This is a genomic window from Flavobacterium pectinovorum, assembly GCF_006438875.1.
GTDB lineage: Bacteria > Bacteroidota > Bacteroidia > Flavobacteriales > Flavobacteriaceae > Flavobacterium > Flavobacterium pectinovorum_A.
Genome location: NZ_RCZH01000002.1, coordinates 150,842 through 166,546, shown reverse-complemented (window position 1 = coordinate 166,546; position 15,705 = coordinate 150,842). Strand labels below are relative to the sequence as shown.

The window sequence follows — 15,705 nt, the reverse complement described above, 5'->3', positions numbered from 1 at the left end:
AATCTGCTATAAAAATGGCAGATTTTTTTATTATATAATCCAACTGTAAGGTTGAGGACTGAATAAGAATTCAATTAAGAAATAAAATTTTGTAGATAAATTTTCTTTAATTTTTTAAGAACTATGACTTAAAAACATCGTAATTTCATAAGACAGTGTTAATCGTTAGTTTTATGTAACAAAAAATCATAATTTAGGCCCATATTTTAACTTTTATCAAAAATAGATATATGAGTCCTATAAAAATAAATACCATATCTGCTTTTGCATTACTTGTACTTGCAGGTTGCAGCGCTACTTTGCAAGCACAAAATTCAACTTCTAAAGTTGCGATTACAGCACCTTTGGCAATAGTTAAAAAAGCACCTCTTAGCGAAAACGAATTGAAAAGATGGAGTCATCTTGATTTAATCAAAGATTCTATTGCAGGTATGAGTGTTGATAGGGCTTACGCCGAATTATTACAAGGAAAAACAGGCAAGAAAGTAATTGTGGGTATCGTAGATTCAGGTGTTGATATTGAACATCCGGATTTACAAGGAATGATCTGGACAAATCCTAAAGAAATTCCGGGTAACGGAATCGATGATGATAAAAACGGATTTATCGATGACGTTCATGGATGGAACTTTTTGGGTGATGCTGTTCACGAAAACCTTGAAATGACAAGAATCGTTAAAAAAGCCGATGACGGTTCTGCCGAATATAAAAATGCTTTAGCACAATACGAAGAAAGAAGAGCTAAGTTACAAGAAGATAAAGAACAAATAGATGGTTTATTAGATATTCATAATACCATAAAAAAAGAATTAAATAAAACAGATTATAAATTAGAAGATTTAAGCAAGATTACTTCAACTGACCCAAAAGTTTTGGAAGATAAAAGAATCATGACTCGAATCTTTACTAATGCGGGTCCAACTTTTAACCCAGAAGTTGATTTTGAAGAGTATAGAGAACAAGTTTACGATGAATTCAATTATAATTTAAATAAAGATTATGACGGAAGAAAAATCGTAGGAGATAATCCTGAAGACATTAAAAACAACCATTATGGTAATAATGTAGTTTTTGGTCCTGATAAAGAAAAAGCACTTCACGGAACTCACGTTGCCGGAATCATTGCGCAAATTCGAGGAAATGGTTTAGGAGGAGATGGTATTTCTAATAATGTTGAAATCCTGACCGTAAGAGCTGTTCCTGATGGAGATGAGTATGATAAAGATATTGCTTTGGCAATTCGTTACGCAGTAGATAATGGTGCAAAAGTAATTAACGGAAGTTTCGGAAAAAGCTTTTCTCCACACAAACAATGGGTTTACGATGCCATTAAATATGCTGCCAAAAAAGATGTTTTAATTGTGCACGCAGCAGGAAATGACGGATACAATATCGATGAAACAAAAAACATCAATTACCCAAATGACTCTGCAGACAACATCAAAGAATTTGCTGATAACGTAATTACAATTGGAGCAATCAATAAAGCTTACGGAGAAAATGTAGTAGCTTCATTTTCAAATTTCGGAAAAATAAATGTTGACGTTTTCGCACCGGGAGAAGAAATCTATGCAACGGTTCCAAATAATAAATACAAATATTTGCAAGGAACATCAATGGCATCGCCAAATGTTGCCGGAGTGGCAGCTTTGATTCGTTCTTATTATCCAAAATTAAAAGCGTCTCAGGTAAAACATATTTTAATGGATTCCGGAGTAGCACTTCCATCAATGATTTTTTTAGGTGAAGATCCAGATCCAACTCAAAAACCAGTGCCGGTTTCATCTGCCGAATCATCAAAAACGGGTAAAATGGTGAATGCTTATAATGCTTTATTAATGGCAGAGAAAATGTCAAAGAAATAAATAAAAAATAGAATATTAATCTAATGGAAGAGTGGCAACTCTTCCATTTTTATTAAAACAATCATGCGAAAAATTATATTCCTATCCTTTTTGAGTTTCGGTTTAAACTCAGTATCTGCACAAAATGCTCCGTATTGGCAACAACATGTTGATTACAAAATGGAAGTATCAATGGATGTAAAAAACTATCAGTACAAAGGGAAACAGGAATTGGTTTATACCAATAACTCACCAGATACTTTAAGAAAAGTTTTTTATCATTTATATCCAAATGCGTTTCAGCCGGGAAGCGAAATGGATGCACGCCTGCATGCTATAAAAGATCCTGACGGAAGAATGGTAACTAAAGTAAAAGGCGCTGATGGTAAAGAGGTAAAACAAAGCCGAATTGAAACTTTAAAGCCAAATGAAACAGGATATTTAAAAATTACAAACCTTAAACAAGATGGTGTAACGGCTCAAACAAGAACCTCAGGAACTATTCTGGAAGTTATTTTGGCTATGCCAATTTTACCTAACTCAAAAACTACCTTTACGTTGGATTTTGATGGACAGGTTCCGGTTCAAATTCGTCGTTCAGGACGCAATAATTCGGAAGGAGTTGAGCTTTCAATGTCACAATGGTATCCTAAATTGGCCGAATTTGATTTTGAAGGCTGGCATGCAGATCCATATATTGCGAGAGAATTTCACGGAGTTTGGGGTGATTTTGATGTAAAAATCACAATCGATAAAGACTATACAATTGGAGGTTCAGGATATTTACAAGATAAAAATCAAATTGGTCACGGTTATGAAGATGCCGGAGTAACAGTTGTTTATCCAAAGAAAACAAAAACATTGACATGGCATTTTATTGCACCAAATGTTCACGATTTTACCTGGGCTGCAGACAAAGAATATGTGCATGACATTGTAAAAGGCCCAAACGATGTTGAGTTGCATTATTTCTTTAAAAACAATCCGAAAACAGTCGAAAACTGGAAAAAGTTAGAGCCATTAATGGTTAAAGTAATGGATTTTTACAACCATAAAGTAGGAGCATATCCATACAAGCAATATTCATTTATTCAAGGTGGAGATGGCGGAATGGAATATGCAATGTGTACTTTAATGCTAGGAAACGGAACTCTTGAAGGTATTTTGGGAACCGCAACGCATGAAATGGGACATTCTTGGTTTCAGCATATTTTAGCTTCAAATGAATCAAAACACCCTTGGATGGATGAAGGTTTTACAACGTACATTGAAGACATGGCTTTGAATGAATTAAAAGGAGATAAAAAAGTAGAAAATCCGTTTAAAGGAAATTATGCCGCTTATTACAAATTAGTAGAATCTGGAAAAGAACAGCCGCAAACTACACATGGAGATCGTTATGACGAGAACAGACCTTACAGCATTTCATCTTATGTAAAAGGAAGTATCTTTTTGTCGCAATTAGAATATGTAATTGGAAAAGAAAATGTAGATGCAACTTTAAAAAGATATTATAACGATTTTAAGTTCAAACATCCAACTCCAAACGATATCAAAAGAACGGCTGAAAGAGTTTCTGGTGCAGAACTGGATTGGTATTTAATTGATTGGACAGAAACCCTAAACACAATTGATTACGGTATTAAAGATGTTGCGGATAATGCAGGAAAAACAACCGTTTCATTAGAAAGAATAGGTAGAATGCCAATGCCAATAGATTTAACGGTAGAATATACTGACGGAACAACGGAGAGTTTTTATATTCCGTTAAGAATGATGAATTTCATTAAACCAAATCCAAACCTTAACGTAAAAAGAACAGTTCTTGAAGATTGGGCTTGGGCAATGTCAAACTATAGTTTTACAATTGATAAAAGCAAAACGACGATTAAAAAAATCACAATTGATCCAAGTGGATTAATGGCAGATATTAAAGCGTCAAATAATGTTTATGAAGTGAAATAAGCAAAAAATATATTTTATAAAAAAGCCCTTAAAAACTATTTTTAAGGGCTTTTTCTTTTTCAAATTTTATCTAGTGAAGGAAGATTATACCGTTTTTATTTCAGTAACAACTTCAGATTGTATTTTTTTAAATGGAAATAAATTTCGATAACTTGCCGATCTCCACAACCATTCAATTGGTCCATAATTATATTTAGCCAACCACCATTTGCTAATGAATAATTGAAGAATGAAGACAAAAACGGCTAATGAAAAGTAAAACCAATAAGGCATAGTATCCGCAATTCCTAAACCAATTCCGGAAAAAATTAAAGCTGCCAGAATGTTTTGAGCGATATAATTGGTTAAGGTCATCTTACCGCCAGCACTAAAATAACTAAAAATTGTTTTTAGTTTTCCGTTGGTATAGAGTAAGGAAATTCCCGTTGCAATAAAAATCATTGTGCTCAAAACTAACCAGTAAAGCGGATGAAAGACTTTAAGGATATCGACCTTATAAGAAATTATTAAATTGAAGGCAACACCAATAATAATAGCCGTAACTAAACTGATCCAAAGCGTATTTTTCAATAACTTTTTCTGTTCGTTTAAACGATTAAAAAAATCTAGTTTTTGAAGAAGAAACCCAAAAAGCATACAGGCAAGCATTACCAGGTGAGCTGTAATGGCGTAACCGGGAATAATGATTTGTTCGTAAAAAGAAGCCAATAAATTGAATTTAAAAAAGTCTGCCCAATTTCCGGAATGATACAATTTTAAATACTCCGGATTTGTGGTAATTTCCGGATGTTCAACTTTAAATCCATTTACGTAAGCCATTATAAAAGGAATAGTAAGAACAAGAACTGCACAAATAATGCTTAAAGTTTTTGCTGAACTTTTATAAAATAACAACATTAAAAGACCTAAAAAAGCATAGTCTTTTAGAATGTCTCCAAGCCAAAACGACGAATTGATAAAAGCCAAAATAAAAAGCAAAATCATTCGCCAGGCAAAAAAGGTAACTGGATTTTTTCCTTTAGCGGCTACATTGTTAATTAAAATAGCAAAACCATAGCCAAATAAAAGCGTTAATAAAGTCCAGGATTTTGCTGCGAAAAAATAGCGATTAAAATAAAGCAGAATATCAGATATAATGCTATTGTTGATTTTGTGCTCTACACCAATGTGCAGAAAATCAGAATAATTGCCAATGGCAACGCCCAAGAGAGCCCAGCCTCTAAGAATGTCAACAATAGCAGTTCTTTTGCTTTGTTCGACGGGATGATAAGAATTTGTCATTTGATTAACGTTTTTGTTGTGATTTGATTGATGATTTTAGATAAATTTGAAATTATTCTAATAGCGTCAAAAGTAAGAAAATTTTGAAACGATCTGTTTTTATCTGAAAATATAATTCACAAAAAAAGCGTGTTATTTTTAAAATAACACGCTTGTAATCAATAGTGACTTTTTGTTATCCCAAATGTTCCAACATATCTTTAGTCATAGTTTCAATATCAAAAGTATGTTTCCATCCCCAATCTTCTCTCGCTTGAGAATCGTCGATACTTGCCGGCCAGCTATCGGCAATTTTCTGACGGAAATCAGGCTCATAAGTAATCGTGAATTCAGGAATATGTTTTTTAATTTCATTCGCAATTTCAGTTGGAGTAAAACTCATTGCAGCTAAATTGTATGAAGAATGTATTTTGATTTCCTCAGCCGGAGCTTTCATGATATTAATGGTTGCGTCAATAGCATCATCCATATACATCATTGGCATTTTTGTTTCTGAGGATAAAAAGCATTCGTATTTTTTATCGGCAATAGCCTTATAGAAAATATCAACTGCATAATCTGTAGTTCCGCCACCAGGAGGAGTTGACCAGCTAATTAAACCAGGATAACGGATGCTTCGAACATCAACGCCATAGATATTATGGTAATATTCACACCATCTTTCTCCCGCTTGTTTACTAATTCCGTAAACTGTAGAAGGCTCCATAATGGTATATTGCGGCGTATTTTCTTTTGGAGTTGTTGGTCCAAAAACGGCAATACTTGACGGCCAGAAAACTTTTTTTATTTTTTTGGCTTTAGCCAAATTCAAAACGTGAAATAATGAATTCATATTTAAATCCCAGGCAAAAGCAGGGTTTTTCTCAGCTGTAGCCGATAAAAGTGCCGCCATCAAATAAATATCTGTAATCTTATGCAATTCAACAAGATGTTCAATTTGATTAAAATCTAAAGCATTCACCACTTCAAAAGGACCTGAATTAACAACATCAGTATTTAATTTTCGAATATCAGAAGCAATTACATTTTCTGTTCCGTATAACTTACGTAGTTTTTGAGTCAGTTCTGTCCCAATTTGACCGCAAGCGCCAATGATCAATATTTTTGGATTCATGTTGAATAGTTTTTAGAGACGCAAATATAACGTTTTCGCAAATATTATTACTTTTTAGAAAAACAAATTATAAATTTAACAACGATGAAGATGCTTTTTTGGATTATTCGTTGTGAGAGCATTAATACAAGGCTTCATTTAAACATGAATTTCGCTACGGAAATGGGTTTTTTACCGCAGAGAGCGCAAAGATTTAATTTTACTTTACGCATAGAAAACACAAAGGTCGCAAAGCTAGCTCAACACAAAGCTTTGTGAACTTTGTGTTTTTATAAAACTGCTTAATTTGAAAAACTTAGTGCCCTTTGTGGTAAAAAAACTTCAGATTGAAATTAAAAAAAAATTGGCCACGGAGTACGCTAAGATTTAATTTTACTTTACGCATAGAAAACACAGAGTTCACAAAGCTGGCTCAACACAAAGCTTTGTGAACGTTGTGTTTTTGTAAAACTGCTTAATTTAAAAAACCTTTGTGCTCTCTGCGGTAAAAAAAATACAAGGTAAAACTTTGTCTTTGCGGTAAAACTTCAGCCACGAATTCACGAATTTTCAAATTATTTTAGCGAGAATTCGTAAAATTTATTTATAAAGTTTAGAAGAAAAAAATTCGTGAATTCGTGGCGAAAAAACAGTATTTCATGCTTTCTTTTTATCCCGAAAACAGAATTCGTAATTGTAAAATTACTTTGTAACTTTGTAGCTTAATGTTTTACCAAATGAAATATAAAATATCTCTTTTTCTACTTTTAATTTTTGTGCTGAATTCATGTCAAAATGAAGATGAAAAACGTCGTGCTGAGAATGAAAAAGAAGTTAAGAAAAACGAAATTATTTTTAATAATATAAATAAAGCCTGGACTTTTATTGACGAGCCAATCAACGAAGCTGCGGAACAAAAGGTAAGTTCCTGGAATGAATGGCGTGATTTTTTGAAAGAACTTGGAGATAAACCAAGAAAAACAATTGGAGCTTTTCAGAAAAAATCAGCTGCGATTTCAAAGAAAGCACTGGCTTTAAACAACAATATTCCTGTTGAGTTTAATGTTCCACAAATAAAAAGCCGAATTTCAATTTTGATTACTAAAGTCAAAATGATGGATTTATTTATTAATCTGAGTACAATTCCGGATAAGAAAGTGACGTTCTTGATTGGAGAGATTAATAAAGAATTGGTTTCGCTGGAACGACAAATGGATCAGGTTGTGGTAAAAAGTAAAATTCCGAAAGAAGAAGGAGAAGAAGATTTCCTGAAAATGCTAGATACAACACGCGCCATTCCGAATTCGAATACCGTTCCGGTTCAGGTGCAGAATATAAATAAAAAGTTACCAACAGTTGAGTAAAAACGCCTTATATACTACGTATGATAATCTGCCAAAATCACAGCAGATTGCCACACAATTACTAGAGCAAAATCAAATAAAAATGCATCTTAACGGATTGTTGGGATCTGCAGTTTCGTTTGTTATTCGCGCTGTTTTTAAAAAAACCGAGTTGCCTTTTCTGGTTGTTTTAGACAATAAAGAAGAAGCTGCTTATTACCTGAACGATCTCGAACAAATGATAGGGGAACAAGATGTATTGTTTTATCCGGCGTCATTTCGCCGTCCGTATCAGGTTGATGAAACAGATAATGCGAATGTTTTATTGCGTGCTGAGGTTTTAAACCGAATTAATTCCCGCAAAAAACCAGCGATAATTGTTACCTATCCCGAAGCACTTTTCGAGAAAGTAGTTACACGCCAGCAATTAGACAAAAACACTTTGAAAGTCGCTTTGAATGATAAAATTTCGATCGATTTTATCAACGAAGTTTTGTTCGAATACGAATTCAAAAGAGTCGATTTTATTACAGAACCGGGAGAATTTTCGGTTCGTGGAGGTATTGTCGATGTATTTTCTTTTTCAAACGATCATCCGTATAGAATTGAATTTTTTGGAAACGAAGTTGACAGTATCAGAAGTTTTGATGTTGAGACACAATTATCTGTCGAAACCCATAAAAAAATCACGATTATCCCAAATGTTGAAAACAAGATATTTCAGGAGAATCGCGAAAGTTTCTTAGATTATATTGCTGAGAAAACAGTTGTTTTTATTCAAAATACCGACGGACTTTTTAGTCAGTTAGACAAACAATTTGCAAGAGCCGAAGAAGCATTTTCGAAACTTTCGGGAGAAATAAGACACGCAGAACCAGAGCAATTATTCTTAAATCAGGCTTCGTTCATTAAACGTGCTTTAGATTTTTCGGTTGTAGAATTGGCATCAAAACCAATTTTCAAAACGACTAAAACCTTTGATTTTCATATTCAGCCACAGCCATCTTTCAACAAACAATTTGATTTGTTGTTGAATAATTTGAGTGAGAATCATTTTAACGGATATAAAAATTATTTATTCTGTTCGAATGAAACGCAGGCAAAACGTTTTCATGATATTTTCGAAACTTTAGACGAAGCCAATTCAGAGAATATCCGCAAACAATATCATACCATTGTATTGCCTTTGTACCAAGGTTTTATTGACGAAGAAAATCAAATTACGGCGTATACAGATCATCAGATTTTTGAACGTTATCATAAATTCAACATTAAAAACGGCTATTCTAAAAAGCAGAATATTACGCTTAAGGAATTAACCTCGCTTTCTGTAGGCGATTATGTTACACACATCGATCATGGAATTGGAAAGTTTGGCGGATTGCAAAAAATTCAGGTCGAAGGCAAAACTCAGGAAGCTATAAAGTTGGTTTATGCCGATAATGATATTGTGTATGTAAGCATTCATTCGCTTCATAAAATCTCGAAATACAACGGAAAAGACGGAACGCCTCCAAAAATCTATAAGTTAGGATCGAACGCCTGGAAAATTTTAAAACAAAAAACCAAAGCGCGCGTCAAACATATTGCCTTCAACTTAATTCAGTTGTATGCAAAACGACGATTGGAAAAAGGTTTCCAATTTGCGCCCGATAGTTATTTGCAAAACGAATTAGAGAGTTCGTTTATTTATGAAGATACGCCGGATCAAACGAAATCGACGCAAGAAGTAAAAGCCGACATGGAAAGCGATCGCCCAATGGATCGTTTGGTTTGTGGAGATGTAGGTTTCGGGAAAACGGAAGTTGCAATTCGTGCCGCTTTTAAAGCCGTTGACAATAGTAAACAGGTTGCAATTTTGGTTCCAACCACTATTTTGGCGTACCAACATTATAGAACTTTTACAGAACGATTAAAAGATATGCCGGTTTCTATTGGCTATTTAAATAGATTTAGAACGGCAAAACAAAAAGCACAAACCTTAAAAGATTTAGCCGAAGGAAAACTGGATATCGTCATTGGAACACATCAATTAGTCAATAAAAATGTAGTCTTTAAAGATCTTGGTTTATTGATTGTCGACGAGGAACAAAAGTTTGGCGTAAACGTAAAAGATAAACTAAAAACCATTGCTGCAAATGTCGATACATTGACATTAACGGCAACGCCAATCCCGAGAACACTTCAGTTTTCGTTAATGGCGGCAAGAGATTTATCTGTAATTACAACGCCTCCGCCAAATCGCTATCCGATAGAAACAAATGTGGTTAGTTTTAATGAAGAAATTATTCGTGATGCAATTTCGTATGAAATCCAGCGTAACGGACAGGTTTTCTTTATCAATAATAGAATTGAAAATATTAAGGAAGTTGCCGGAATGATTCAGCGTTTGGTGCCAAATGCAAGAGTCGGAATTGGTCACGGACAAATGGAAGGTGCCAAACTTGAGGAATTGATGTTGGGTTTCATGAACGGAGATTTTGATGTTTTGGTGGCAACTACCATTATCGAAAGTGGTTTGGATGTACCCAATGCCAACACGATTTTCATCAACAATGCCAACAATTTTGGATTATCAGATTTGCATCAAATGCGTGGACGTGTAGGGCGAAGTAACAAGAAAGCATTCTGTTATTTTATCTGTCCTCCTTATTCTTCGATGACCGAAGATGCCAGAAAACGTATTCAGGCTTTGGAGCAATTTAGCGAGTTAGGAAGCGGTTTTAACATTGCGATGAAAGATCTTGAAATTCGTGGTGCAGGAGATTTATTAGGCGGAGAACAAAGTGGTTTCATTAATGAAATTGGTTTTGACACGTACCAAAAAATCATGAACGAAGCCATCGAAGAATTAAAAGAAAACGAATTCAAAGATTTATATCCGGCAGAGAATGATATTGAAACGAAGGAATACGTAAAAGATTTACAAATTGATACTGATTTTGAGTTGTTATTCTCTGATGAATATATCAATAATGTTACAGAACGTCTAAGTTTATATAACGAATTGGGTTCTGTGAAAAATGAAGCGGAACTGGTAATCTTTCAAAATAAATTAATTGACCGTTTCGGACCAATGCCTCCGCGCGCCAATGCGTTGATGAATAGTATTCGAATTAAATGGATTGCGACCAACATAGGAATTGAGAAACTGGTGATGAAAAAAGGTAAAATGATTGGTTATTTTGTTTCGGATCAACAATCTGATTATTATCAATCGTCGAAATTTAGGAAGGTTTTACAATTTGTACAAAAATATACCTCACTTTGTACCATGAAAGAAAAACAAACTCCAAACGGCTTACGACTTTTATTGACTTTCGAGAATGTAAAATCTACAAAACGAGCTTTGGAATTGATGGAAATGTTAGGGGAGTAAAAGAAAAAAGTTCGCCACGAATTAACACGAATTAAAGGTTCTTATCGTTACGTCTAGAAAAGGTCACCACAAATTCCACAAATTAAAAGTTCTTATCGTAATGCTTAGAAAAAGTTCGCCACGAATTCCACGAATCTACACGAACTAAAAGTTCGAACGATACATTAAAGATTTGTGCTAATTCGTGGAATTCGTGGCGAAAAAAACCAACATAAAAATTTGTGGCAAAAAAAATCAACGTAAAATTTGTACTAATCGGTGACCCGAGCGATAGAAGCAATTCCACGAATTAGTACGAATTAAAAGTTCGTATTTTGTAGTTAGAAAAGGTCACCACAAATTCCGCGAATTTTCACAAATTAAAAGTTTTTATTGTTATGTTTAAGAAGTTTGCCACGAATTTCACGAATGAACACGAATTAAAAGTTCGCACAATAACATAGAAATTTGTGCTAATTTGTGAAATTTGTGGCAAAAAAAACTATATAAATCTTAAGTTTTATTTATCTTTTACTTAGGAAAAAGCTTAGAACTAATAAGTTTTCTTTGAGAGAAATTTTAAAGCAAACTTCTCTATGCAATATCAATTTATTCTGCTGTTTTTATTTTTTGGATTAACCTCAATTTTTGCTCAGGAAAAGAAGCAAGTCGTTTTAACTGATAAACTTAAATCCGAAGAAATTGATCCTTTGCGTCCCGCCAAAGCAGCATTTTATTCGGCTATTTTTCCTGGTTTAGGACAGATTTATAATAAGAAATATTGGAAACTTCCTTTGGTTTATGGAGCAATTGGAGTGAGTGCTTATTTTTATATCGATACCCAGAAAAACTATACTATTTATCGGAACGAATACAAAAGCAGATTGGCAGGAAATACAAGTAGTTCTGAATTTTTGGCGAGCTTAAGTGATAGTCAATTAATTTCTGCCCAAAAACAATTTCAACGAAACAGAGATTTATCAGCCTTGTTTATTGTTGGTTTTTATGTTTTGAATATTATTGATGCTAATATTGATGCGGCCTTGTCTCAATTTAATGTAAGCGATAAATTAGCTTTTAAGTCTGTAATGAATTTCAGAAATGAAAATTTAAAATCTGATTTTGGGTTCGCTTGTATATATTCTTTTTAAGATGTTATACCTTTATAATATGAAATTGTTTGAAGAATAATGTTACTTAAAATTATAATTTAAACGGAATCTTTTCTGAACTAATCTGCGATGAAAGAAATTAAAAAATTGGGGATTGTTGATATTAATGAAAAATTCGGGTTAGACTCAGAGTTTAAAGATTTCATTTTTAAACCTCAGGAAATTACTTCTATTCGTAATCTTGAGCCACATCGATCAGAAATGTATAGTCTTGGTCTTGTTCTAAAAGGCGAAGCAGATTTTATTGTAGGACTCGAAATGTATAAGCTTAAAGTTCCTTGTATAGTTGTAGTTGCGCCCGATGAAGTTAGGCGATGGATTCTTAAAAATGGAGCGATTGAAACAAAGAGCCTCTTTTTTACGGAAGATTTTGTTATTTCTGGTTTGGTTGATACTTTATTTTTAAAGAAGTTTCCTTTTTTTAAAAGAAGCGGACAACATTATATTCCTTTAAATTCAGATGATTTAGCAATAATTCAAACCTTACTGCATCAAATAGAAAACAAGAAGAATTCTGGTTTACTTAATAAATTAGAAAGCATTCAGGCTTTATTGCGGGCTTTACTTTTGGAAATTGAAGGATTATACGACATAAAGACCAAAAAAGAGCATAACCCTTATTCAAGATCTTTCTATCTGACAGAGAAATTTAAGGAATTACTATCGGAAAATTTCAAAGAACACCGAGAGGTTCATTTTTATGCCGAAAAACTTTTTGTAACGTCAAAACATCTTTCTCAAGTGGTAAAGGATGAAACTGGAAAGACTGTAAGTGAATTGATTAATGAAATTGTTTGTCTTGAGTCGAAAGTTTTACTGCAAACAAAATCATTAAACATTTCTGAGATTTCACTACATTTAAACTTTGCTACACCCACTTTTTTCGGTAAATTTTTTAAGCGTAATACAGGAATGAGTCCTTTAGAATATCGAAAAAGTTTGTTTTGATAAATACGACATTTAGAACACTTTACCTGCTATTCAGACCTTCTCTCGCTTCTTTGCGAGCAATACCTTTGTTTTATTAAATTAATTAAATCGAAGTATTATGAAAATGAGAAAATTAGGAATAAACGGACCCGAAGTTTCCCCTATATCAATGGGATCAAGATTAATAATCGATGATCCGACAACACTAGAAATGGTAAAAAAACAAACGATTCAAACACTACAATACGGAATCGACTCCGGAATAAATTTTTTAAACACCGCCGACTTTTATGGAATGGGAATGAGCGAACTTATTATTGGCGAAGCCATAAAAGGTCGTAGAGATAAAGCTTTTATAAGTGTTAAAACCGGAGCTTTAAGAGATCATAAAGGACATTTTCTAGGATTGGACGGAAGACCTAACGCGATTAAAAATTTCTGTGCTTATTCTTTAACCCGATTAGGAGTTGACGAAATTGATTTGCTTCAACCTTCCCGAATTGATCCAAATGTTCCTATCGAAGAAACTGTTGGCGCCATAAAAGATTTAATTGACGAAGGAAAAGTTCGTTATTTAGGACTTTCAGAAGCAAATGCTGAACAACTGATTCGTGCCCATAAAGTACATCCTGTTGCTGCTTTAGAAATTGAATATTCATTAGCCACCCGATTTATAGAAAATGAAATTTTGCCAACGGCGAGAGAATTGGGCGTGAGTATAGTTCCTTATTCTGTTTTGAGTTATGGTTTACTTACGGGCAATTTGGAATTTCCTTTGCCTAAAGGAGATTACAGAAATATGCTTCCGAGATTTCAGGAAGAAAACCGAACTCATAATCTACAAATGATTGAATTTTTGAAAGATATGGCAATTCAGAAAAATGTATCTGCAAGTCAGCTTGCTTTGGCCTGGGCTTTACATCAGGGGGAAGATATTATTCCGATTGTTGGAATGAGCAAACCCAAACGTGTAGACGAAAATATAGCAGCTCTTTCTATCGAATTCTCTGCAGAAGAAATGAACTTGCTAAATACAACTTTTGCAATTGGGGCCATGAAAGGAGATCGTTATCCGGCTGCTTTGCAAAAAATGGCTGCTTCTTAAAAAATATAAATTGAGAAAATAAAAAATGGCGTATGAAAAGTGAATTATCATGCGCCATTTTCTTGCTATTATTGGGTTTTCGCTTAGAACTCTTTAATTCCATATTTTGAGAGTTTAGGAAAACAAAAAAACCTGATAACTAAGTGTTAACAGGTTTTGTATTCGATTAAAAAATTGTTCTAAAGTACTTTGAATTAATTAATTTGGAAAATAGGTTCTGTATAAATCCAATATACCCTGAACTCCTCCCGCAATTGTAAACTCGTTTTCGCTAACTTTTCCATCGTGATTTTCATCCGCCAGGGATATAAGAATAGGTACGACGTCAGTGGTTACATTGAGCAGTGAAGTTAGAGGCGCAAGTTCGTTCCCTTCAAGGTACCCGCTGTGATTTAAGTCAAGCAATTGAAAAATTAAATCATAAGGGCGAGAATTTTGTTTTAAGTTATTTCCATAACTAAAACTACTACTAAGAACCAACAATAATGTGCCAACAACAGTTACACATACATTTTTTTTAACATTTTTCATAAGATTAATTTTTTAGTGGATTAATATTACAAATATATATTAATTTTCTAATAATCAATATTTTACAATGTTTTTTATGTGTTAATTTTCTTAATTATTTACATTTGTACGTACAAATATTGTATGTTATACTTGTTAATTTTTAAATAAATAATCTCTTTTTGTTTCCTTATAAATTAAAGTTTGCTTTAGTATGATTGAGTTGGTGCTTTAGTTTATACTCTAAATGCTGCATGGAAATATATTTTATAACGAAGTTGGCGTTATGGTGTTGATGTTCAGTATTTTGTATTTTTTTATTGTTTTGCCATTTCTTAAGATTAAAAGGCATGCTACTTTGATTTGTACTTGTCTGAAAAATTGTATTTTTGTTTTATAAATTGATATCTACGCAATACAATTTTGCATTGCTGAATGTTTTATTAGATATTGTACATATACAATCTGTTTTTTACATTTCACGTAATAGTATAGTCGTAATTATTATCTTTGAGCTATGAGCACATTAACAAAACCAAATCATATAGGGCGAAAAATTAGCCGCATTCGTGAATTAAAAGACATGAAACAGGAAGCCTTAGCGCAAGCTTTAGGAACCAACCAACAGGCTATATCTGCTATAGAGAATAGCGAAACTATTGACGAAGAAAAACTTGTAGAAGTAGCCAAAGCTCTTGGTGTAAGTGTTGAAGCTATTAAAAATTTCTCGGAAGAAAACATGATTAACTATTTTAATACCTTCGCTGATAATGCTTTCAGTAATAGTCAAGGCACAAATTTTGGCAACAGCAATGCGTGTACATTCAATCCTTTGGATAAATTACTTGAAGCTTTCGAAGAAAATAAAAAACTTTACGAACGTTTGCTGCAAGCTGAAAAAGAAAAAAATGAATATTTAGAGAATTCCCTCAAAGGGAAATAATCTTTTATAAGTATTAAAATATAAAGCCCGCTAATGATTCGTTAGCGGGCTTTGCCGTTTAAATATTTTTTAGTATAAGATTTTTTTTAGTAGTTGTTTGGTTGCTATAATTCCGTAAATGTTAAATATGGTGACATTTAAATAGAATATTTAGAATTATT

11 protein-coding genes are annotated in these 15,705 nt (G+C 33.3%); 8 read left to right on the top strand and 3 right to left on the bottom strand.

Annotated features, from left to right (window positions below; all coding sequences use genetic code 11):
- Positions 1 to 230 precede the first annotated feature (230 nt).
- Together EAH81_RS03015 and EAH81_RS03010 are read left to right on the top strand one after the other, a co-directional pair.
- Positions 231 to 1,865 (top strand): S8 family peptidase, encoded by a 1,635-nt coding sequence (locus EAH81_RS03015; RefSeq protein WP_140503617.1) that lies wholly within the window; start codon positions 231 to 233, stop codon positions 1,863 to 1,865.
- 63 nt (positions 1,866 to 1,928) lie between these two features.
- A complete protein-coding gene (locus EAH81_RS03010; protein ID WP_140503615.1) occupies positions 1,929 to 3,809 on the top strand; it encodes a M1 family metallopeptidase in 1,881 nt (626 codons plus the stop codon).
- An 84-nt stretch (positions 3,810 to 3,893) separates the two neighbouring features.
- Here the strand turns inward: EAH81_RS03010 and EAH81_RS03005 are convergent, their stop codons facing one another.
- Together EAH81_RS03005 and EAH81_RS03000 are read right to left on the bottom strand one after the other, a co-directional pair.
- The gene (locus tag EAH81_RS03005) at positions 3,894 to 5,090 is read right to left on the bottom strand and encodes a DUF418 domain-containing protein (RefSeq protein WP_140503613.1); all 1,197 of its coding nucleotides are present in this window, start codon (positions 5,088 to 5,090) and stop codon (positions 3,894 to 3,896) included.
- A 175-nt stretch (positions 5,091 to 5,265) separates the two neighbouring features.
- Positions 5,266 to 6,204 (bottom strand): L-threonine 3-dehydrogenase, encoded by a 939-nt coding sequence (locus EAH81_RS03000; protein ID WP_140503611.1) that lies wholly within the window; start codon positions 6,202 to 6,204, stop codon positions 5,266 to 5,268.
- A gap of 716 nt (positions 6,205 to 6,920) precedes the next feature.
- Here EAH81_RS03000 and EAH81_RS02995 point away from each other — a divergent pair.
- The 5 genes from EAH81_RS02995 to EAH81_RS02975 all read left to right on the top strand — a co-directional run bounded on the left by EAH81_RS02995 (position 6,921) and on the right by EAH81_RS02975 (position 14,091).
- The gene (locus EAH81_RS02995; protein ID WP_140503609.1) at positions 6,921 to 7,547 is read left to right on the top strand and encodes a hypothetical protein; all 627 of its coding nucleotides are present in this window, start codon (positions 6,921 to 6,923) and stop codon (positions 7,545 to 7,547) included.
- Entirely contained in the window at positions 7,540 to 10,905 is a 3,366-nt protein-coding gene (gene mfd, locus EAH81_RS02990; protein ID WP_140503607.1) for a transcription-repair coupling factor, read from the top strand. Before EAH81_RS02995 ends, mfd begins: the two co-directional genes overlap by 8 nt.
- Before the next feature lie 575 nt (positions 10,906 to 11,480).
- Positions 11,481 to 12,035, top strand: coding sequence for a DUF5683 domain-containing protein (locus EAH81_RS02985; protein WP_140503605.1), 555 nt, complete (start codon positions 11,481 to 11,483; stop codon positions 12,033 to 12,035).
- 90 nt (positions 12,036 to 12,125) lie between these two features.
- Positions 12,126 to 13,004, top strand: coding sequence for a helix-turn-helix domain-containing protein (locus EAH81_RS02980; protein ID WP_140503602.1), 879 nt, complete (start codon positions 12,126 to 12,128; stop codon positions 13,002 to 13,004).
- 100 nt (positions 13,005 to 13,104) lie between these two features.
- A complete protein-coding gene (locus tag EAH81_RS02975) occupies positions 13,105 to 14,091 on the top strand; it encodes an aldo/keto reductase (protein WP_140503600.1) in 987 nt (328 codons plus the stop codon).
- Positions 14,092 to 14,289: 198 nt separating this feature from the next.
- Here EAH81_RS02975 and EAH81_RS02970 read toward each other — a convergent pair whose 3' ends face one another.
- The gene (locus EAH81_RS02970) at positions 14,290 to 14,622 is read right to left on the bottom strand and encodes an EF-hand domain-containing protein (RefSeq protein ID WP_140503598.1); all 333 of its coding nucleotides are present in this window, start codon (positions 14,620 to 14,622) and stop codon (positions 14,290 to 14,292) included.
- 496 nt (positions 14,623 to 15,118) lie between these two features.
- On the opposite strand from EAH81_RS02970, the gene EAH81_RS02965 reads away from it, so the two are divergent.
- A complete protein-coding gene (locus EAH81_RS02965; RefSeq protein ID WP_140503596.1) occupies positions 15,119 to 15,544 on the top strand; it encodes a helix-turn-helix domain-containing protein in 426 nt (141 codons plus the stop codon).
- Positions 15,545 to 15,705: the final 161 nt, after the last annotated feature.

Bases quoted from the DNA above. Each gene is read 5' to 3' on its own strand.
- EAH81_RS02985 (WP_140503605.1), top strand. From the start codon at position 11,481: ATGCAATATCAATTTATTCTGCTGTTTTTATTTTTTGGATTAACCTCA.
- EAH81_RS03005 (WP_140503613.1), bottom strand. From the start codon at position 5,090: ATGACAAATTCTTATCATCCCGTCGAACAAAGCAAAAGAACTGCTATT.
- EAH81_RS03015 (WP_140503617.1), top strand. From the start codon at position 231: ATGAGTCCTATAAAAATAAATACCATATCTGCTTTTGCATTACTTGTA.
- EAH81_RS02965 (WP_140503596.1), top strand. From the start codon at position 15,119: ATGAGCACATTAACAAAACCAAATCATATAGGGCGAAAAATTAGCCGC.
- EAH81_RS03010 (WP_140503615.1), top strand. From the start codon at position 1,929: ATGCGAAAAATTATATTCCTATCCTTTTTGAGTTTCGGTTTAAACTCA.
- EAH81_RS02970 (WP_140503598.1), bottom strand. From the start codon at position 14,622: ATGAAAAATGTTAAAAAAAATGTATGTGTAACTGTTGTTGGCACATTA.
- EAH81_RS02975 (WP_140503600.1), top strand. From the start codon at position 13,105: ATGAAAATGAGAAAATTAGGAATAAACGGACCCGAAGTTTCCCCTATA.
- EAH81_RS02980 (WP_140503602.1), top strand. From the start codon at position 12,126: ATGAAAGAAATTAAAAAATTGGGGATTGTTGATATTAATGAAAAATTC.
- EAH81_RS02995 (WP_140503609.1), top strand. From the start codon at position 6,921: ATGAAATATAAAATATCTCTTTTTCTACTTTTAATTTTTGTGCTGAAT.
- EAH81_RS03000 (WP_140503611.1), bottom strand. From the start codon at position 6,204: ATGAATCCAAAAATATTGATCATTGGCGCTTGCGGTCAAATTGGGACA.